This is a genomic window from Streptomyces sp. NPDC088354 (assembly GCF_044753585.1).
GTDB lineage: Bacteria > Actinomycetota > Actinomycetes > Streptomycetales > Streptomycetaceae > Actinacidiphila.
On the sequence record NZ_JBIVNJ010000002.1, the window covers coordinates 84,251 to 103,668 of the forward strand.

Annotated in this window: 18 protein-coding genes and 1 pseudogene; 10 read left to right on the forward strand and 9 right to left on the reverse strand. The window is 72.3% G+C overall.

Annotated elements, in window-relative coordinates; genetic code table 11:
• Positions 1-84: 84 nt before the first annotated feature.
• The 5 genes from ACIP98_RS03720 to ACIP98_RS03740 are packed head-to-tail and all read right to left on the reverse strand — an operon-like array spanning position 85 to position 7,329.
• On the reverse strand, positions 85-2,877 hold the full coding sequence (locus ACIP98_RS03720) for a DUF5682 family protein (protein ID WP_401973542.1): 2,793 nt from the start codon (positions 2,875-2,877) through the stop codon (positions 85-87).
• A complete protein-coding gene (locus ACIP98_RS03725) occupies positions 2,874-3,986 on the reverse strand; it encodes an AAA family ATPase (protein ID WP_401973543.1) in 1,113 nt (370 codons plus the stop codon). The genes ACIP98_RS03720 and ACIP98_RS03725 overlap by 4 nt, the downstream gene beginning before the upstream one ends.
• A gap of 18 nt (positions 3,987-4,004) precedes the next feature.
• Positions 4,005-5,438, reverse strand: coding sequence for a VWA domain-containing protein (locus ACIP98_RS03730; protein ID WP_401973545.1), 1,434 nt, complete (start codon positions 5,436-5,438; stop codon positions 4,005-4,007).
• Positions 5,435-6,856: a hypothetical protein gene (locus ACIP98_RS03735; RefSeq protein WP_401973546.1), complete on the reverse strand. Its 1,422-nt coding sequence runs from the start codon at positions 6,854-6,856 to the stop codon at positions 5,435-5,437. The genes ACIP98_RS03730 and ACIP98_RS03735 overlap by 4 nt, the downstream gene beginning before the upstream one ends.
• Positions 6,826-7,329, reverse strand: coding sequence for a hypothetical protein (locus ACIP98_RS03740; protein ID WP_401973547.1), 504 nt, complete (start codon positions 7,327-7,329; stop codon positions 6,826-6,828). The genes ACIP98_RS03735 and ACIP98_RS03740 overlap by 31 nt, the downstream gene beginning before the upstream one ends.
• Before the next feature lie 184 nt (positions 7,330-7,513).
• Between ACIP98_RS03740 and ACIP98_RS03745 the strand changes: the two genes are divergently transcribed.
• The 8 genes from ACIP98_RS03745 to ACIP98_RS03780 all read left to right on the forward strand — a co-directional run bounded on the left by ACIP98_RS03745 (position 7,514) and on the right by ACIP98_RS03780 (position 13,217).
• Positions 7,514-7,849 (forward strand): hypothetical protein, encoded by a 336-nt coding sequence (locus tag ACIP98_RS03745; protein ID WP_401973549.1) that lies wholly within the window; start codon positions 7,514-7,516, stop codon positions 7,847-7,849.
• A gap of 230 nt (positions 7,850-8,079) precedes the next feature.
• The gene (locus ACIP98_RS03750) at positions 8,080-8,361 is read left to right on the forward strand and encodes a hypothetical protein (RefSeq protein ID WP_401973551.1); all 282 of its coding nucleotides are present in this window, start codon (positions 8,080-8,082) and stop codon (positions 8,359-8,361) included.
• A gap of 72 nt (positions 8,362-8,433) precedes the next feature.
• Entirely contained in the window at positions 8,434-9,000 is a 567-nt protein-coding gene (locus tag ACIP98_RS03755; protein ID WP_401973552.1) for a hypothetical protein, read from the forward strand.
• Between the two features lie 189 nt (positions 9,001-9,189).
• Positions 9,190-10,158 carry an esterase-like activity of phytase family protein gene (locus ACIP98_RS03760; RefSeq protein ID WP_401973553.1) on the forward strand — a complete coding sequence of 323 codons (969 nt, stop codon included), beginning with the start codon at positions 9,190-9,192 and terminating at the stop codon, positions 10,156-10,158.
• 99 nt (positions 10,159-10,257) lie between these two features.
• Positions 10,258-10,545 carry a DUF1905 domain-containing protein gene (locus tag ACIP98_RS03765; RefSeq protein ID WP_401973555.1) on the forward strand — a complete coding sequence of 96 codons (288 nt, stop codon included), beginning with the start codon at positions 10,258-10,260 and terminating at the stop codon, positions 10,543-10,545.
• 119 nt (positions 10,546-10,664) lie between these two features.
• A complete protein-coding gene (locus ACIP98_RS03770) occupies positions 10,665-11,369 on the forward strand; it encodes a VanZ family protein (RefSeq protein ID WP_401973557.1) in 705 nt (234 codons plus the stop codon).
• Positions 11,370-11,449: 80 nt separating this feature from the next.
• Entirely contained in the window at positions 11,450-12,145 is a 696-nt protein-coding gene (locus tag ACIP98_RS03775; protein ID WP_319662458.1) for a response regulator transcription factor, read from the forward strand.
• The gene (locus ACIP98_RS03780; protein WP_319662459.1) at positions 12,138-13,217 is read left to right on the forward strand and encodes a HAMP domain-containing sensor histidine kinase; all 1,080 of its coding nucleotides are present in this window, start codon (positions 12,138-12,140) and stop codon (positions 13,215-13,217) included. Before ACIP98_RS03775 ends, ACIP98_RS03780 begins: the two co-directional genes overlap by 8 nt.
• Positions 13,218-13,236: 19 nt before the next feature.
• Here ACIP98_RS03780 and ACIP98_RS03785 read toward each other — a convergent pair whose 3' ends face one another.
• From ACIP98_RS03785 to ACIP98_RS03795, 3 genes are all read right to left on the reverse strand, one after another.
• Complete coding sequence (locus ACIP98_RS03785; protein WP_319662495.1) at positions 13,237-13,593, reverse strand: DoxX family protein; 357 nt, start codon at positions 13,591-13,593, stop codon at positions 13,237-13,239.
• Positions 13,594-14,213: 620 nt separating this feature from the next.
• Positions 14,214-14,864 carry a DsbA family oxidoreductase gene (locus ACIP98_RS03790; RefSeq protein WP_319662461.1) on the reverse strand — a complete coding sequence of 217 codons (651 nt, stop codon included), beginning with the start codon at positions 14,862-14,864 and terminating at the stop codon, positions 14,214-14,216.
• A gap of 138 nt (positions 14,865-15,002) precedes the next feature.
• The gene (locus ACIP98_RS03795; RefSeq protein WP_401973965.1) at positions 15,003-15,839 is read right to left on the reverse strand and encodes a Rieske 2Fe-2S domain-containing protein; all 837 of its coding nucleotides are present in this window, start codon (positions 15,837-15,839) and stop codon (positions 15,003-15,005) included.
• A gap of 604 nt (positions 15,840-16,443) precedes the next feature.
• Here ACIP98_RS03795 and ACIP98_RS03800 point away from each other — a divergent pair.
• Positions 16,444-17,115: an HAD family hydrolase gene (locus ACIP98_RS03800; protein ID WP_319662463.1), complete on the forward strand. Its 672-nt coding sequence runs from the start codon at positions 16,444-16,446 to the stop codon at positions 17,113-17,115.
• A 316-nt stretch (positions 17,116-17,431) separates the two neighbouring features.
• On the opposite strand, the pseudogene ACIP98_RS03805 reads toward ACIP98_RS03800, so the two are convergent.
• Positions 17,432-17,991 (reverse strand): annotated as a pseudogene (locus ACIP98_RS03805) (phosphoesterase); the annotation flags it as partial.
• Between the two features lie 423 nt (positions 17,992-18,414).
• Between ACIP98_RS03805 and ACIP98_RS03810 the strand changes: the two are divergent.
• Positions 18,415-19,209 carry an alpha/beta hydrolase gene (locus tag ACIP98_RS03810; protein ID WP_401973560.1) on the forward strand — a complete coding sequence of 265 codons (795 nt, stop codon included), beginning with the start codon at positions 18,415-18,417 and terminating at the stop codon, positions 19,207-19,209.
• Positions 19,210-19,418 lie beyond the last annotated feature (209 nt).

Consider the following 19,418-nt stretch of genomic DNA (forward strand, 5'->3'; position numbering starts at 1 on the left):
GGCGTAGGCGTCACGCGGCCGGAGGCACGGCCGCACGACTTCGATAATAGCAGTCACTCGCCGCGGGCCCTCTTCCCGCCGCACTCAGGCGCCGCCCAGCAGCGCCCCCAGGGCCTCGGCCGTTTCGGGATGCCGTGCGACCAGCACCGCGCCCGGCGAGCCGGGATCCGCCGTCAGCCACGTCCCGTCGCAGCCGAGGAGGTCCGCCACCGCGTCGCACGTGGCGGGGTGGGCGGCGAGCAGCGAGCCGGCCCGGGTGCCGCTCGCGGGCAGCGCCCCGTGCACGGCCTCCGGCTCGGGCTGCGCGCGCCACGGCGGCACCCACGCGTCCAGCGCTTCCAGCCGGCCCGGGAAGGTCCGTCCGGCCTCGCGGATCAGCAGCGGGGCCGCCTCGGCGCCGCTCGCTCGCAGGTGGGCGATCAGGACGGGCAGCCACGGCAGCAGCACCGGGTCCGGAAGGCGTCCGAACGCGTTGGACACCGCCTCCACGACGAAGCCGGCGAGGCTGGGAACGGGCTCCAGACTGTGGAGGAAGCCGCCGAGGTAGCGCGGGTAGGCGGGCACCACCAAGGGGTTGCCCAGCAGTTCGTCGCACCGGGCCCGAAGGTCCGCGCGGGAGAGGTCTCCCAGCTGTACCTGGGCCGCCCACAGCAGGGCCGTCTTCGACGGATCCCGCGGATGCGACTGGGCGACCGCCAGCTCGAGTTGCGTCCGGTCGCAGCCGAGCGACAGCGCCAGGCTCTCCATGCCGAACAGGAAACCGAGCATCGCCGCCACCTGGCCGACCGTGGCGTCCTCGTCGGTGAACGCCGTCGGCAGCAGGGTGCAGTAGTGGGCGTATCCGGTCTTGGTGAAGGACTCGATCCACGGTGGCAGCACCGGCTCGCTGGTGCGGTAGTACGAGAGCAGCCGTCGTACCCGGCGCAGCACTTCGGGCGCGCCGTCGACACCGCGTTCGGACGACAGCACGTCCAGCGCGTGGTTGCCCAGTTCGTCGGCGATGCGGCGGCTGCGCAGGTACAGCGTCGCGTCCTCGACGGCTTCCAGGACGGTCGCCGCGGTGGCCTGCGGGCCGTACGCGGTGCGGCGCAGGCGCTGCTCCAGGACCTGCTCGATACTGACGCCCTCGTAGCCGAGCTCGATGAGCGCACGCTGGTGGGTGCCCAGGGCCAGGTCCCAGGACTCCTGGATCGGCCGCTCGCCGAGCGTGCGCTCGCCCATGATCGGCCGCGCGGTGCCCGGCGGCAGGAGGTGGCGCAGCATCCACAGCACGTCGGAGCACTGCGCCAGTTCCGGCCGCCCGGCGATGTCGAGCAGTGCCCGCTGCACACCGCGCTGCTGGAGCCTCAGGTTCAGGGGCGCGAGCCGGTCGTGCACGTCCCGGGCCAAAGGCGGCAGCGCGTCGTAGCCGACCTGGCCGATCCGGTCGCCGCCCATCATGATCTCCACGAGCCGGCGCACGTCGCGCCGGCCGGGCACGGAGTCCTTCTCGATGCAGGTGACCGCCGCGTCCTGGAAGTCGTACGGCGTGGGCCTGGCACGGTCGCGCATCCCGGCCAGCAGGATCGACGTCTCGAACACGGCGATCGCGTCGGCGGTGGAGGCCAGGTAGCCGTTCCGTCGGGCCGCGCGCACGATCTCCACCGACCAGCCGAGCAGTTCGGCCTCGTCCAGCCGGTCCAGGACCGGCGGGCGCTGGAGGAAGCCGGTCAGCTGGTCGGCGGCCGGTGCCTGCGGTACGGGGGGTGGGGTCTTGGCGGTCGCGGACTTCTTCGCGCCCTCCTGTCCCGTCAGACGGTACGGCGTGACGCGCGTCCGCTTGAGGTTCTTCGTCCACTGCGTCGCGGCGATCGACACCGAGCCCGCCGCGAGGCCGAACTGCGCCTCGATCGCCGCGTGGCTGGACGGGATCAGGCCGTGCAGCCACTTGGTGGCGCTGCGCGGGCCGATCTCGAAGGTGTCGGCGCCGTCCACACCGAACTCCTCGACCCGGCTCGCCGCGTGGAAGGCTCCGCAGACATAGAGGCAGTCCGCCGGGTCGGTGCCGGTCGCGGCCAGGTGCTCGCGCATCCTGGTCCACATGTGGCGCTCCCGGTCCTCGTCCACGCGTACCCGCCGGGGGTCGCCGGGGGCCAGCCGCCGGAAGAGGCTTCCTATCAGGAGCATGACCTGCCGATAGGTGTCGTGGTCACTGTCGCCGAGCGGCAGCTCCACGTACTGGTGCCACCACTCCGACCAGTGCCGCACCCGGCCGCGGCGCAACAGGTGCTCCTCCAGTTCGGCGAAGCGCGGCCGCAGGTCGCCGATCTCCACACCGACCGCGTCGCCGTGCAGCGCGGCCTCCTCCTCGGCGGGCGGCGCGTCCGGGTCACCGGGCGCGTCGGACTGCTCCGCCGGTGCGTCCCACTGGAAGACGTGGTCGGAGGAGCGGTCGACGAGCACCAGCTCCACGCCCGGGGTGTCCAGGGCGTAGGCGATGGCCTGGTACTCGGCCGACGCCTCGGTGATCGGCGCGACCACCGACAGCGGAGCCCAGTCGGCCGGGAAGCCGTCGACCTCCGTGGCGAACGCCTGGACCGCCACCGGGAGCCTGCAGTTGCGCAGTTCGGTCAGCAGCGGCGCCATGTCCTCGCACAGCTCCAGGTACACGACCCTCGGCTGCTTCTCCCGCAGGCGGCGCGCCATCGCGATCGCCGAGGCGGGCGAGTGATGGCAGACGGGGAAGATCTCCAGCGGCTCGCGCACCGCGCGGTCGACGTCGTCGACGATGCCCAGGAGGATGCCCTCCAGGGTGTCGGGCCCGTCGGCGAAGGTCGCGGCGGCCTCCTGCAACTGGCTGCGCAGCGCTTCGAAGGTGCCCTCGTGCGTGCCGGTCATGACAGGGTGGCGATCGCGTCGCGGCCGCCCTCCAGGAACTCCGGCCAGGAACCGCCCTCTTCCCTGCTGCGCGGCTCGACGACACCGTGCAGGTACTTGTTGAGGATGGCCAGGTCCTCGGGTGCGCGCCGGGCGAGCGACCCGACGAGCGAGGAGGCGAGGGTGCGGGCGGTCAGGGCGCGCTCGCCGAAGAAGTTGCTGTGCAGGATCGAGTCCTCGAGCACGCCGATCTGCTCCGCGGTGGACAGCGCGGACTCCAGCTTCTCGTCGTCGCTGCCGGCCGCGGCGGCCGAGGCGCGCAGGTCGGCGAAGCTCTGCAGCAGCACGTCGAGCAGCGTCGGCGGCACGTCCAGCTCGATCCGGTGGCGGCGCAGCAGTTCCTCGGTGCGGAAGCGGACGATCTCCGCCTCGCTCTTCTTGTTCGTCACCACGGGGATGCGGACGAAGTTGAAGCGGCGCTTGAGCGCGGAGGACAGGTCGTTGACGCCCCGGTCACGGCTGTTGGCGGTGGCGATGACGGAGAATCCGGGCTTGGCGAAGACGATGTTGTCGCTGTCCAGTTCGGGGACCGAGATGTACTTCTCGGAGAGAATCGAGATCAGCGCGTCCTGGACGTCACTGGTGGAGCGGGTGAGTTCCTCGAACCGGCCGATCGCGCCGGTCTCCATCGCCGTCATGATCGGGGAGGGGATCATCGACTCCCGCGACTGGCCCTTGGCGATGACCATGGACACGTTCCACGAGTACTTGATGTGGTCCTCGGTGGTTCCGGCGGTCCCCTGGACGACCAGGGTGGAGTTCCGGCAGATCGCGGCGGACAGCAGCTCGGCCAGCCAGCTCTTGCCGGTGCCGGGGTCGCCGATGAGCAGCAGGCCGCGGTCGGAGGCGAGCGTGACGATGGAGCGCTCGACGAAGCTGCGGTCACCGAACCACTTCTGCGCGATCTCGCGGTCCAGGCCGTCGGAACGCTCCGAGCCCAGGATGAACAGACGGACCATCTTGGGCGACAGGCGCCACGAGAACGGCTTGGGGCCGTCGTCGACGGACTCCAGCCAGTCCAGTTCCTCGGCGTACTTGGTCTCGGCGGGGGCGCGCAACAGGTCGGACATGAGGAGAGAGGAGCCTTTCTAGGCGAGGAACGTCTTGAGTTCATGGACGAGCTTGCGGATGTGGCCGGAGACCACCGGCGTGCCCAGGGCCTTGAAGCGCTCCCGGAACCACGGGTTGACCTCCTGGCGGCCGGAACTGGTGACCGACCCGACCGGGATGAACCTCACTCCGGCGCGGTGGACCGCCTCGATGCCCTCGAACAACGGCTGGGAACGGCTGAACTCGTAGAAGTCCGAGATCCACACCATCACGGTGTTCCGCGGTTCGACGATCTTCGGTAGGGCCATCGCCATCGCGACCGGGCCGTCGTTGCCGCCCCCGAGGCTGGTCCGCAGCAGCACCTCGAACGGGTCGCCGACCCAGGGGGTGAGATCGAGGGCGCGGGTGTCGTACGCGATCAGGTGGACGTCCACCTTCGGCAGCCCGGCGAAGATCGACGCCAGAATGGTGCAGTTGACCATGGAGTCGACCATCGAGCCGGACTGGTCCACCACGACGATCAGCCGCTGGGGCGTGGTCTTCCGCGCCGTGTGTCGGTAGTAGAGGCGGTCGACGTACAGCCGTTCCTCCTCCGGGCTCCAGTTGGTGAGGTTCTTCCAGATCGTGCGGTCGAGGTCGAGGTTGCGGAACACCCGCTTGGGCGGAACCGAGCGGTCGACGGCGCCGACCGTGGCCTTCTCCACCTGCGTGCGCAGCACTTCCGCGACCTCGTCGACGAAGCGGCGGATCAGGGCCTTGGCGTTGGCCAGGGCCACGCCGGAGAGGTTGTTCTTGTCGCGCAGCAACTGCTCGATGAGCGACATGCTCGGAGTGAGCCGGGCGGCGAGCCGGGGGTCGGCCAGCACCTCGCGCAGTTGCATCCGCTTGACGAGGTCGGCCTCGATCGCGCCGAGTTCCGGGCCGATCGCCGGGATCAGCCGGCCCGGATCGGTCTGCGTGCCCGTGCCTCCGCGGCCGCCGCGCAGCTCGCCGGGGCGGCAGCCGAGCGCCCGCTCCAGCCAGCCGGCGTCGGCCTGCCACCGCGCCAGCTGTCCGGCGGTGACCGTGCCGGAGCCGGTGGCGAAGACGTTGAGCAGCACCTTGGACACCAGCGCCGCGCGCCGCACCTCGGCGGCACGGTCGCGGCCGTCGGCGTCCGCGTCCGCGTCGGCGAGGACGTCGATGACCGGGGCGGTCTCGGGCGACATCAGACCGTCGAACTCGGCGGCCAGTTCAGGGTGGCGCTGCACGACCGCGTCGACGGAGGCCTGCGGGTCCAGGAGCGCGGACGGCAGGCCGATGTCCTCGACGACGGCGAGGCTCGCCGACTCCAGCGCGGCCTGCTCCTCCTGGTCGAAGAGCCGGGCCAGGAGTCGCCAGTACAGGACCTGGCGGCGGTTGTCGTGGGCGGCGTCGTCGAGGTGCCGCGCGGCCTCGTCCGTGGTGGACCCCCCGGTGGTGTGCTCGGTCATTTCCGCAGCAGCCTTCCGGCGCGTTCCCGCAGTACGGCCACGGCGTCGGTGGCCGCCTTCTCGGCCTTGGCGCCCGCCTTGTCGGCCGTACCCCCGGCCCACCCTCCGGCGTGGAGCGCGACCGCTTTGTTCCGTACGGTCGCCTCCACGGCGAGAGGCTGCACGCGATACGTCCCGGCGTCCCAGCGGAGCAGCCCGATGCACGCGCCCGACGCGGCGACGGCCTCGGGGGTGAGGGGTCCGGCGGCCGGAATGCGGTCGGTGTCGACGGCGAGAGGCTGCCCCGCGACGGTGAACACCACCATGTCGTCGTCCTGCCGGGCGGCGTAGCCCTCCAGGAACACGGGTACGGCGATGCGCGCCGGATGGCGGTCCAGGGGTGCGGTCGCCGTGTCGACGGCGGTGGGCAGGGCGACCCGGGCCGTGGCGAAGGCGTCGGCGGGCTCGCCGGGGTTCGCGTGCCGGTCGCTCCAGAGCAGGTCGCCCCCGGCCGTGACCGGCATGCCGGCGAGGTCCATCGACCGGCCTTCGCCGACGGCGGCGAGCAGCGACATGTGGGGACGGAGCAGCTGCCAGATGCCGGCCCCGACGACCGTGTCGGGTTTCGGCACCGACACGCTCGCTCGCACCAGGCGGGCGGCGGTACCGTCCGCCGGCTCGAACACCGCGTGGACCTGGGCCTGTACGGCGGTGTCGTGTTCGTGCAGGTCGACGCCGAGGGGCAGGAGGCGTCCGGTGGCCGTCCCGGTCGCGGGTGCGTCGGCCGCCCCCGGCACGGTCAGCAATATCCCGCGCGACCACAGGTCGGCCCAACGGCGGACCGGGACGCGGTCCAGGGCCGCGCCGGGGCAGGAGGCGGCGAGCTCGGCGGAGAACCCGTCGAGCAGCGTCGCGAGGCGGCGCAGGGCCGGGTCCGGGAGCATCGCCGAGACCACTTGGGCCGCCCCGGAGACCACGTCGTGGTCGATGCCCCGCCACCCCGAGCGCGCCAGGTCGCACAGCCAGGAGCGGGCGGCGGCGAGCAGGTTCGCCGCCTGCTGCCCTCCGACCGCGGCCGGAACCGGCTCCTCGCCGCGGGACCGCCCGGTCGCCTCCGCGGCGCGGGCCGTCAGCGCGTCGTGGACGGAGCCCAGCAGCGCGGTGCGTGCCGCGGCGAGAGCGACGAAGTGGTCGTCGCCCGCGACTCCGCCTGCCGCCTTCTCGGCCGCCTCGGCGACCCTGGCGGCCAGCGGTGTTCCCGCGACGGCGTCGGCCAGTTCCGTCAGGCCGGCGGCCTGGGCGGGCTGGGGGCGGAGCAGGCCGCCGCCGAGGACCTGGTCGAATGCGTCGACGGCCGCCAGGGCCTCTTCGAGCCCGGCGACGGTCTCGCGGAGCAGGTCGGCACGCATCACGCCACCGCCCTGGTCGGCGGGAACCACTGCATCTCCGGCAACGGCACAGTGGTGGGGGCGAGTTCGAGGTAGGCCAGGTGGCGCAGGAACCGGCTGAAGACGAGCGCGGCCGCCTGGGTGTCCCCCTGGGCCGGGCGCGTGCCGCTCATGTCGTCGGTGATGGTCTGCGCGCTCGGCTCCCCCGCCGTCGGCTCGACCCGCAGGTAGCGGGCGACACGGTCGGCGCCGTATTGCAGGACCGCCTCGCCGATCAGGGCCCGGATGTGATTGCAGAACCCTCCCCGCGCTCCCCCGCAGGGCCGGTTGTTGTTGGTACTGCAGGCGTACGCATAGGTCCCGGCCCTGACCGACGAGACGTACACCCGCTCGACGTCCGAGCCGCTGGACACCACGCCCTGCAAGCGCCCGTCGGCCAGCTCGACGAACGGAACCTTGGCGAGCTTGCGCGGCCGCGCGGGTGCCGTCACCCGTGCCGTGCTCGACCTCTCCCGATCTGACAACGCCCATCTCCTGTGCACCGAGGGGGAATCCACGCCGGATCGGCGGGACGCGACTGAACCTACTTCCGATCACTGACAACGCCGGTCGCGGAGGTTCGGCCCCGGATGACGTGTCACAGGGGGCGTGTAGCCTGCGGGACTGTCGGCGGTGGACGGGCCGGCAGGATCCGGGAGGGGACGCGACATGGCACCCGAGCACAGGGCCACGACCACGGAGACCCGGGTCGGGTTGAAGGACGGCGGGGAGGCCGTGCTCACCCTCGCAGACGTCTCGGTCGCCGCGTTGGACACGCCGGAGGATCAGAAGTACGACGTACTGGTGGCGGTCGGCGGGAGGAATCTCCCCGCGCTCACCCTCGTGCGCAACGCCCTGGGCGGCCGGGAACCGGGCAACACGAACGCCGCCGAGACGGCGCTGCGCAAGCTCGGTTTCAGCGTGCTGGTCAGGCGCCGGTTCGACGACTCCACGGGGGAACCGATACGGCTCTCCCGGGAGCAGATCGCTCGCTCCTCGACGTGATCCGGTGAGCGGCGGCCGTCGTCCGCCGCGGGTCCGAGCCGACGGCCGGCAGCGCCCTCCCGCCCCGTGCGCGCGACGCACTGAGGCCGACCGCTTCACGGAAGGGTCACTGCACGCCGCTTCGGACAGGTCCTCCCCCGTCGCGAGGGCGACCCGCCCCGAGGTCCATCACACGATCTCCGTATGATCACCACACCTGATCCGTCGATGAGACCACCCGGGGGACCGCCATGACCTGGTCGATCGCAGCGATCTGGCACGCGTGGACGGCACGCAGGCAGGGCTGGGACCCGGACATCGTGCGGGCGCTGCGGCTGCCCGTGCCCTCCCCTGTCCAGGAAACCGCTCGCGGTCTCATCCACGCCCGCCGCTGGAACGACGCCGTCGACCACATACGGCAGTCCACCGGATACAACCGGCGTGACGCCCGCTGCGTCGCCCTGGCCCTGCAGTACGGATGGCGGCTGCCCCTCCCGCGCGACGGCCGGCCCGCACGCCGCTCCCGGCGCTGACGCGGGAGCGGCACCGGGCCCTGGTGGACCGGGTACCGCGGGCGTATCCGGCCGTGGGGACAGGACCTGTGGGTGGGCCGGTACGTGGACGTCCTGCTGCCGGGCGTGGTGCGGCGCGCGCTGGAAGGGGCCGAGCCGCAGCCGCCGGCGGGTGCGACAACGGTGCTGACCGTGGTGTCGGTCGATGTCGACTCGTCTGCCGGAGCCGGGGTGGTCTGGATCGTGTGGCGTCCTGAGACCCGCCGGGCACGCGAGCGCACCGCGGTCCTGGAGTGGCACGGCGAGCGGTGGCAGCACGTGGGCGGCGGCATCGGCCCCCTGGACGAACCCGCCGACGTGGACGTGATCGAGGTCCGTGACGGCTCCGGCGCGCTCAGCCGCACCCGCCGCCTGGACTCCCTCCCCATCGGCCCGTGGATCAGCTGCGTCAAAGTCCATGTGGGACCAGAGGTCAGCCATGTCCTCGTCGGCGACCGCCGGATCGAAGCTCCTGCACAGCGCAGACTGATCGTCGCCCGCACGTCGCCGTACTCCGCCCGGCCAAGGCGTCCCCTCATCGTGGCCTTCGGGCACGACGGCTCCGAGCTCTCCCGCATGGCCCCCACGACTGCCTGGACCGCCACATCTGGGAACGGCTGAGGAAGGAACTGTAGGCCGCCGAACTCCCGAGCAGCCCTCAGCGCTCGGCGCGAAGCCCCGACGCTGCGCTTCAAGTGGCCCTGGGCCAGGGCCTGCAGGCGGGTTGGCGCCGGGGCCGATGCCAGGCCCGCGAGGCGGATCTGGTAGATCTACCCCGGGCGTTTGTCGGTCGTGTACGAAGGGTTGAGTGTGGACACTGTTACCGATGTCGCGGGGTCGAACGCCACCTCGGCCCAGGTGGTGGTGGACTGGTTCTCGGACACCCTCGACAAGACGTACTTCCAAGGGGTGTTCGTCGGGAACCTGTCGGCCCTGGCACTCGACCCCGATGGGCGCATCGCCGCCCTTTCGGACCGCTCGACGCTCTTCACCCTGGACGCCGCGACGCACGAGCCCGTGGGTGTCATGAGGCTGCTGGACGAGCACGGGCAGGAAGCGGACTTCGAGGCCCTGGTCTTCGACCACGACGGCTCGCTCCTGGTCGCCTCCGAGCGGTCGGACATCCGGCGCTACACGCGGCAGGGGACGTTCGTCCGCATGCTGCCGGCGCCCGACAGCCTCAGGGTCGCTCCGGCGGGTCGCGCCAGGGTCAACGAGACGTTCGAAGGTCTCGCGCTGCTGCCCGGCGGTCTCACTCTGGTGGCCTCGATGGAAGGCTCGTTGCGGGGGGACGACCGCCGCCTCGTGCGCTTCCAGACCTGGGAGCGCGCCGGACTCGACGAGGAGTTCCGGATCGGCGCGCAGTACGGCTACGAGTGCGACGCGGGTCTGGCCATATCGGACATCAGCGCGACGGGCGACGGCAGGCTCCTGGTGGTGGAGCGGGGATTCGACCGGCGCGTCGGCAACATCATCCGGCTCTGTCTCGCCGACCCCCGCGGTGCCGGCGACGTGGGCGGCGTCGAGAACCTGACGCGCCAGGACGGTGTCCGGCTCATGAGCCGGACCCTGCTGGTCGACATGGTGAACTGTCCCTCGCTGGGCGCCACCAACCCGCAGCCGCAGGCCAACCCGCTGCTGGGCAACATCGAGGGAATGACCGTCACCGGCCGCACCCAGGACGGCCGTCTGAAGCTGCTCATGGTGACGGACGACAACCAGAGCGAGAAGCAGATCACCCGGTTGTACGGGCTCACCGTCCGTCTGCCAGAGCTCTAGGGCCGGCGGGCTTCGCGGTCTCCCCGGCGGCGCCCCTTCGGTGTGCGGTCCGGAAGTAACCTGGGGCGATCTGGCCCTCCGCAGGAACGGGACTGAGTCGTGGAACTCCTCTTCGCCGGCCGTGTGATCGAGTGGCGCGGGCCGTCACCGTACTTCTTCGCCGTCGTGCCGGACGACGAGTGCACGCACATCCGCGAGGTGGCCGCGATGGCCTCCTACGGCTGGGGGGTGATCCCGGTCGAGGCGTGTATCGGTGAGGTCACCTTCACGACCTCGCTCTTCCCCAAGGACGGTGGTTACCTCCTGCCCCTCAAGAACGCGGTCCGCGTGCCGCAGGGCCTTGCGGCAGGCGACGAGGTGACCGTGGGGATGACCGTTCGCCTCTGAAGGGCGTTCCGTGACCGGGCGTCAGATGCCGGAGGGCATCGGCCGGGGCGTCCGTGTATCGCGGGCGTATCGAAAACCGCATACGCCACCGCAACCGCCCCCCGGGTCCAATGGGTGCCATGAACCATGACACATCCTTGTCGGCACCGCCCCGCCGCGTACCCGGGATCGTGCTCCTCGGCCTGGCGGTCCTCGGCGTGGCGACCGCCGCGTTCGTCGTGCGGCGGCCGCTCATGATGTCCGCTCCGATGTGCATGGCCGGGCGGTGGCACGGCTGCTTCGACACGTTCAACGGTGTGGTGCTCATGACGCTGGTCACGGTGCCGTTGTCGCTGCTGGTGGTGTGGGCTCTGGCGAGCTGCCGGCGTGCCGCCGGGGTCACCTCGGCGTGGCGGACGTCGCTGGCCGAGGTGGGCATGGTCCACGGGACGGTGCCGTTCCTGTGGCTGACCATGATGCCGGGCGGCGGGGCCGGCGCCGTCCCCGAACGGGTGAGCCTGGTGCCGCTGCGGGACCTGGTCACGATGGGGGCGCTCGGGATCGCCGGCAATCTGCTGGTGTTCGCGTCGCTGGGGTTCTTCGCCCCGCTGCGGTTCCGGGCGATGAGGTCCCTGCCGTGGATCCTGGCGCTCGGGGCGGGCTGCTCGGCCCTGGTCGAGACCGCGCAGTACGTCCTGCGGCTGGACCGGGTGTCCTCCGTGGACGACGTACTGGTCAACGCCGCCGGCGCCGTATTGGCCGGACTGGCGTCGCGCCGCTGGTGGCGCACGACGGCGGAAGCGCCGTCGGACGGGCTCCGCCCGGTGCCCGAACCGGTCGGCTGAGGCGCACGTCCGGCGTGCACGGGTCGTTGCCCACGTCGTTGCATACGTCGGCGATATCGCGTGCTGCTTAGGCTTCGGACATGCGCGTACTGATCGTGGAGGACGAGCCCTACCTGGCCGAGGCCGTCCGTGACGGCCTGCGGCTGGAGGCGATCGCCGCCGACATCGCCGGCGACGGCGACTCCGCCCTGGAACTGCTCAGCGTCAACTCCTACGACCTCGCGGTCCTCGACCGCGACATTCCCGGCCCCTCCGGCGACGAGGTCGCCCGGCACATCGTCGCCTCCGGCAGCGGCATCCCGATCCTCATGCTCACCGCTGCCGACCGGATCGACGACAAGGCCTCCGGGTTCGGGCTCGGCGCCGACGACTACCTCACCAAACCGTTCGAGCTGCGCGAGCTCGTCCTGCGGCTGAGGGCGCTCGACCGCAGACGCGCGCACGCCCGGCCCCCGGTCCGCGAGATCGCGGGCCTTCGGCTCGACCCCTTCCGCCGGGAGGTCTTCCGCGACGGACGCCACGTCGCGCTGACCCGCAAGCAGTTCGCCGTGCTGGAAGTCCTCGTCGCCGCCGAGGGCGGGGTCGTCAGCGCCGAGGAACTGCTGGCGCGGGCCTGGGACGAGAACGCCGACCCCCTCACCAACGCCGTGCGCATCACCGTCTCAGCGCTGCGCAAACGGCTCGGCGAACCGTGGATCATCGCGACGGTGCCCGGCGTCGGCTACCGGATCGGCACCGGCTCGGAGTCCGCCCGTCCCGGCAGTGCGCATGCCTAGACGCCCAGGGATCAGTGCCCGGCTGAAACTCGCGCTGAGCTACGCCGGGTTCCTCGCCGTCGCCGGCGCCCTCCTGCTGGCCGTGGTGTGGATGTTCCTGTTGCGCTACGTACCCGACAACTCGCAGGGCCTGCTCGGGGTCTCCCCCAATCGCTACCTCCTCGTGCACACCTTCGCCCCCGCCGCGGCCGTGGCGATGGCCTTCCTGCTCGTCTTCGGCCTGCTCGGAGGCTGGCTCCTCGCCGGCCGGATGCTCGCACCCCTCACACGGATCACGGATGCGGCACGGACGGCCGGGACCGGGTCGCTGTCCCACCGGATCCGCATGAAGGGCCGCCAGGACGAATTCCGTGAACTGTCCGACGCGTTCGACTCGATGCTGGAACAACTCGAGTCCCACGTCGCCGAGCAGCGGAGGTTCGCGGCGAACGCCTCCCACGAACTGCGCACCCCGCTGGCGATCTCGCGCACGCTCCTCGACGTCGCCCGCAAGGACCCCACGCGCGACCGAGGCGAACTCATCGAACGCCTGCACGCGGTCAACACGCGGGCGATCGACCTCACGGAAGCCCTTCTGCTGCTCAGCCGCGGCGACCGCGGCACCTTCGCCCGCGAGGGCGTCGATCTCTCCCTCACCGCAGAAGAAGCCGCCGAGACGCTGCTTCCCCTCGCCGAACAACGCCGCATCACGCTCGACGTCACCGGCGGGGCCGCCCGGACCAGCGGCTCCGCGGAGCTCCTGCTGCAGATGGTGACGAACCTCGTCCAGAACGCCATCGTGCACAACCTTCCAGAGGGCGGCAGCGTGACGGTCCGCACCGAGGCGCACGGCGACGCGAGCGTGCTGCGGGTCGAGAACACCGGCCGCCGCCTCCCTCCGGAACTCGTACCGACCCTCACCGAGCCCTTCCAGCGCGGAACGCAGCGCGTCCGCACCGGCGAGCACGCCGGCGTCGGCCTCGGGCTGGCCATTGTGCGCAGCATCGTCCGCGCCCACGGCGGGAGCCTCCACCTCGCCCCGCGCCCGGCCGGCGGTCTCCTCGTCACGGTGCGGCTTCCCGGCACGCCGTAGGCGGCGCGGGTGGGACGGACTACCAGGGGCCGTGGTGGACCAGGCCCAGGGTCAGGGCGGCGGCCGCGGTGGCGAGGAACACGACAGCGCCGACGATGTCACGGGAGCCCACCCGCAGGTGGGCGGCGATCGCGCCGATGAAGTACAGCACGAGGCCGGATGCGGCGAGGGTGCCCAGCAGCGGCACGGCGAGTCCGGCCGCCAGCCCCACGGCGCCCAGTGCGAGCAGCGTGCCCAGCACCGGAACCCACGGACGGGGCAGCCCCTTCATGTCCGCCTGGGCCTTGGGGTACTCATGGCCGATCAAGTAGGTGACGGCAGCGGCACCGTTGAAGACCGCGCCGAGAACGGTGACCGTGACGTAGGCCGCGAACACGACACTCCGCTTCTGTGGGAACGGGGACACTGCCGCTGGGCCTCCGTTGCGAACGCCGTTCTCCGGGCACGACGACTCAGCGGCACTCGACGGGCAACCGAGTGTGCCACTGATCCCGGACGCCCGGTAGCCGTCGCCTCGGCTCGCCTCGGCTCGGCTCCGTGGACGCGAACACCGGCCGGGCGTGGGGCTGCGAGGGGGCGGAGATGCGCGCGGGACGACCCAGTTGCCGTCCACGACGTCGAGCGGCGCGGTGAACCCGGCCAGGCTGCCGGACGTGGCCGGGACGCCATCGACCACGGGCGCGGTCGAGAACGCCCGCAGCCGGGGCGCGGCGTCCGCCTCGGCGTACTCCGGGCCGACCCACGTAACCGGACGCCGGCGCGCTCAGCTGACGAAGTCGGCCGCGGCGGACCAGGACTTCGGCGCCACGCTCTCGGCCAGTAGGAACGGATCTTCACCGGCGCCGCCGACGGGGCCGGGCCGCCGCTGCTCCGGCCGGTCGCCGAGGCTCCCGGCACCATGGGGGGTGCCCCCGCCCGCGCAGCCCGCCGGCGGCACGCATGTGTCCCTCTGCGCCAACTGGGCTCGTCCGGCTACGCGTCCCCTGGCGCGGTGAATCAGACCCGGGTCGCCGTCCGGTCCTCCCACGCCTGCTCCAGCGCCCGGGCGAACAGCTCCACCGGCTGCAGTCCCGTGACGCCGTACTTCCGGTCGAGGACGAAGAACGGCACACCTCCCGCGCCGAGTTCGGCCGCGCGCCGCTCGTCGGACCGGACGTCCTCGGCGTACGCGCCGGGGTCGCCGAGCACGGCGCGCGCCTCTGCCGCGTCCAGTCCCACCTCGGCGGCGAGTGCCACCAGGGTCTCGCTGTCGTACACCGAGCGCTCGTCGGCGAAGTTGACCTTGAAGGCGAGGTCCCGCAGCTCGGCCTGGCGGCCGCGGGCCTTGGCGAAGTGCAGGAGGCGGTGGAGGTCGAAGGTGTTGCCGTCCACACGGCCGCCGATCCGGAAGCCGAGCCCCTCGGCGCGCGCCTCGGACGCGGCCTGCTCCTCCCGCGCGACCTGCTGCTCGCGGCTGCGCCCGTACCGGGCCGCCACCGCGTCGATGATGGGTGTCGCGCGGTTCTCGGCTTCCGGATTGAGCTCGAACGATCGGTGCACCACCTCGACCTCGTCCCGGTGCTCGAAGGCGGCCAGGGCTCGCTCGAAGCGGGCGCTGCCGATGTAGCACCAGGGGCAGGCGATGTCGGTCCAGATCTCGACGCGCATGTGTCAGTGTCTCCACTCATAGACGTTCGGTCCACTACAAAATAGACGACCGATCGACTAGCTCCAAGCGGAGAACGTCGCCGCCTACCGGGGGCGACCGCAGAGCCGCACCCGCGCGACCGCGGAGCGGGGGGCGCCTCAGCTCTGCGCGATGCGTACCTCCACCTGCCCGTCCGGGGATATCCGGCAGTCGAACCGGGGCTGCGGCGCGGTCGCGGGGCCCTGGACGTTCCTGCCGTCCGAGAGCTGGAACTGGCTGCCGTGCCAGGGGCATTCGATGCACCCCGCGAGGACCTTGCCCTCGTGCAGCGGGCCGTCCATGTGGCTGCAGCGGTCGGCCAGGGCGTAGAGCCTGCCGTCGTCCTCGTGGACCACGACGACCGCCACCTCGTCGGCCATGCGCCGCACCGGCTCGCCGACCGGGAACTCCTCCGGCACCCCGATGCGGTGCCAGCCGGGCTCGACCAGTACGGACACCGATTCCGCGTGGTTGACGCCGGCGCCCTGCCGGTACGCGAGATGGCCGCCGAGCACACCGCCCACGGTGGCGATGGCCATGCCGCCGAAGCCCAGTGCCTTGCCGAGGAAGGGGCGTCCCTTGATCCGGGCCGTCAACGAGCCGGCGTACGCGGTGACGGCGGCGAGGTTGACCACCGCGTGCACCAGGCCCACGCGGGCCTGCCGGGGACGCTGCTCCGCCCAGTCCACCCATCCGGCCAGAGCCGCGGGCCCGGCGGAGACCAGGCCCACCGCCACCAGCCGGCGGGCGGCGCGGCTCTCGCCCGGGAGCAGGTCGAGGATGCCGGCCGAGGTCCAGGCGCCGATCGGCACCTGCACCAGGACCGGGTGCAGCGGATGGCCGAGCCACAGGCCGCGCAGCGCGTCCCGGCCCCGGCCCAGGGGAAGGGCCCGTACGGCCTTGCGGACGATCCCGGCCGGGCCGTCCAGCCACGTCCCCTCCTCGAGGGTGTCCATCGCACGCGGGAGCACACCGCCCGGGGTGCTCTGCGTTGTCGTCGTCAGCGTCGTCGGCCTCATAGGGAGCGGCCTTCCTCTGTGGTCCGGGGCGGGCCCGGTGTCGGGTCTCGCAGGGACGTGCGTCCGCTGCGCCATGCGCTCAGCAGGTGGTCCTCCAGGCTTGTTCGAGCAGTCCGGCGGGCGCGCCCCGAGCGCGGGGTCGCGCGGCGGCTGTCCGCGTGCCGGGCGGTCTCCGAAGCACCGGGCACGCGGGACCCCCGCCGCCGAGACGCGGAGGGTCGGGCCCGGTGCAGTTCCTCGCCGTGGGGATGCGCCCGCCCGACCCCGGCACCCGGGCAGCGGGGCGGCCACGCGGTCGGGGCGTCCAGGACGGTCGCGGACAGCGGCCCGCGCGCGCCAGGGGCCGCGGGTTCGTTCCTCGGGTCGGGGGCGTGGGTCATGACGCGCCTCCCCTCCCTCCGCCGGGTCGGGCCACGGGGACGCCTGCCCAGGGCCCGGCGCTCCATGCGGGACCAGCGGTCCGGGCCCCGGCTGTCTGTCCTGCGTCCCGTCGGGTAGCCGCTGGAGTGACCCAGGCATCCGAGCGGAAGGAGCGGGCACCATGAGCGACGACCATGGGCGTGCCGCGCTGTTCGACGTGGACGGCACTCTCGTCGACACGAACTACCTCCACGTCGTCGCGTGGTGGGAGGCGTTCCGGCAGGCCGGGCACACCGTGCCGACGGCGGAGATCCACCACTGCATCGGCATGGGGTCCGACCACCTCCTGGACCGTCTGCTGGGCAAGGCCCGCGACCGCAGCGGTGACGAGGGGATCAGCGCGGCCCACAAGGCTCTGTACGGCACCTGGGGCCCGGCGCTCGCGCCGCTGGACGGCGCCGCGGACCTGCTGCGCGCCGTGGCGGCACGGGGCTTCCGGGTCGTCCTGGCCACCTCGGCCGACAGCAAGGAGCTCGCGGTGATGCGTGCCGCCCTCGACGCCGACGACGTGATCGCGGACGCCACCAGCAAGGACGACGTCTCCGCGAGCAAACCGGCTCCCGATCTGGTGGCCCGGGCCCTCGAACGGGCCGGGGTGACGGCCGGCAGGGCGGTCTTCGTGGGCGACACGGTCTGGGACGTCGAGGCCGCCGGCAAGCTGGGCGTGCCCTGCGTGGCGCTGCTCTCCGGCGGCATCGGCCGTGCGGAACTGGAGGCGGCGGGCGCGGCCGCCGTGCACCGGGACCCCCGGTCCATGCTGGCCCGTCTCGACAGCGACCCCCTGTGGCGTTGACCGCCCACCACAGGGCGAACGGTGAACCGTCCCCGACGCGGTGGCGCTCACCGCCGACGGTCGATCCTGATCGAGGGTCCCGTGGAGGTAGGCCTCGACGACGGCCGGGTCGTGCGCCCCGACCGGTTCGTCGTGGCCGTCCGCGCGTGCCGCCCCAGTCGCACCTGCCCGTGGTGCGACAGCTGTCGCCGCCGCCGCGCCGATGCGCCCGCAGGCGCTTCGGACCCCTCGCGGTGAGCAGAGCGCCACGGGGCAGAACGGAACGGGGCGGCCGCGCCGTGGGTCCCCACGACGCGGCCGCCCCCGACCGCACAGGTCACTTGGCGCGGCGGGCCACCGTGAAGTGGTCGATGCGCTGCCCCGTCTCGGCGATCGCGGAGACGTTCAGCTTCGCCTCGTGCCCGGAGCGGGCCGGCTCGACGTCCACGGAGAGGAACGAGTAGCCGGTGCAGCGGACCCGCGACCAGTGCACGGTGTCCACGACCTGGCCGCCGCCCTTGGCCGAGTGCCAGGTGGTGACCGGGTCGATCTCGCTCTCGTGGCCCTCGTAGCTGTCCGCGACCGGGAATCTGTACAGGCTGCGGCCCGCGCCGCCGCGGTGACGTGGACCGTGCCGTCGGTGGCGGGGCGCGTGGTGTCGCCGATCCGCACCTGGTGCGACACCGCGCCCTCGCGGATCGCGTCGGTCCGTTCGTAGACGTGGTTGTGGCCGTTGATCACCAGGTCGACCTGGTGCTTCTCGAAGATCGGCACCCACTCCGCCTGCACACCGCCGTCGGAGGCGTGGTTGTTGGTGGTGGAGTAGGCACAGTGGTGGAAGAACACCACCAGGAAGTCGATGCCGCGCTGCTTGCGGTAGCCGGCCAGGGTGCGCTCCCCCACCATTCCGCACCGTCCGGGGTCGGGGGCCCGACCTGACGATGAACGGTCCATGGCTGCCGGTTCTGCCTTCTGGCAAGAATTGCCAAGGGCCGTCCATGGTCCGGAGGAGACCGCAGGGGCCTCGCGTGCCCGCGGCCGGCCGGTGGTCCATCCGCCCGGCGCTCCCGTCACGCCTCCCAGCTGTACGAACAGGCCGGAGAAGCTGCACGGACCGCGGTCCCGGGCACGGCCGCGGCCCCGCCACCGGACCGGTCGCCGTCCGGCCGGCGCCCGCCGGCCACGAGGCGTGCGGGCCGGGTCACCGTCGGTCAGCGCGGTCGCCGCGGCGCATGGCCACTGACGCCTGTGTCACATTCCCGGGCGCCCACCGGTCCTGAGTTCGACCGGCCATCGGCCCACCCGCTGAGGAGCACCCTGATGCAACCCGACACCGTCGTTCTCGTCCACGGCTTCTGGGTGACGCCGCGGGCCTGGGAGAACTGGATCGCCCACTACGAGGACAAGGGCTTCCGCGTCATCGCACCGGCGTACCCCGGCTTCGAGGCGGGGGTCGAGGCCCTGAACGCCGACCCGGCCGCCGTCGAGACCGTGACCGTCCCCGCCGTCGTCTCCGCCCTGGAGAAGGTCATCGCCGATCTGGACCGGCCGCCGGTCATCATGGGGCACTCGGCCGGCGGCGCGTTCACCCAGATCCTTCTCGACCGCGGGTTCGGCGCCGCGGGAGTGGCGCTCAACTCCGCACCCACCGAGGGCGTGGCCGTCTCACCGCTGTCCCGGGTCCGGCCGTTCTTCCCTGTACCGGAGAACCCGGCCGACCGCCACCGCGCCGTCGGTTTCGACTACGCCCAGTGGCGCCACGCCCTCACCAACACCTTTTCCGATGGCCAGGCCCGCACGGCCTACGAGCGCCACCACGTCCCCGCACCGGGCAGCATCGTGTGGGGCAGCGCCTTGGCCACCCTCCACCCCGGGCACACCGGCACCTACGTCGACTACCGCAACCTCGGCCGGGCGCCCCTGCTCTTCTGTTCCGGCGAGCACGACCACCTCATGCCGCCCCAGGTGCAGCGGTCCAACGCCGAGCGCTACCGGGCCGACGGCGCCACCACCGAGGTCACGGTGTTCCCCGGCCGGTCCCACCTGATGCCCGTCCAGGACAACTGGCAGGAGATCGCCGATCACGCCCTCGACTGGGCGCTCGCCCATTCCTGATGGCGACGCGCATCCGCGCGACGACGCAACGCCGGACAACCGCACGGTCGATGTGAGGACTTTCACACCCCTTGTCCGCTTGGCTCACAAGGCGTCCATAGGTGCCCAATTGACATCCCGAGAGGGGAATTAATCGCGGATGCACCTTTCATGGCTCCTTGACGCGAGTTACCTTCGTGCGAAGTACATGTGTTCGCCATCGGCTCGGT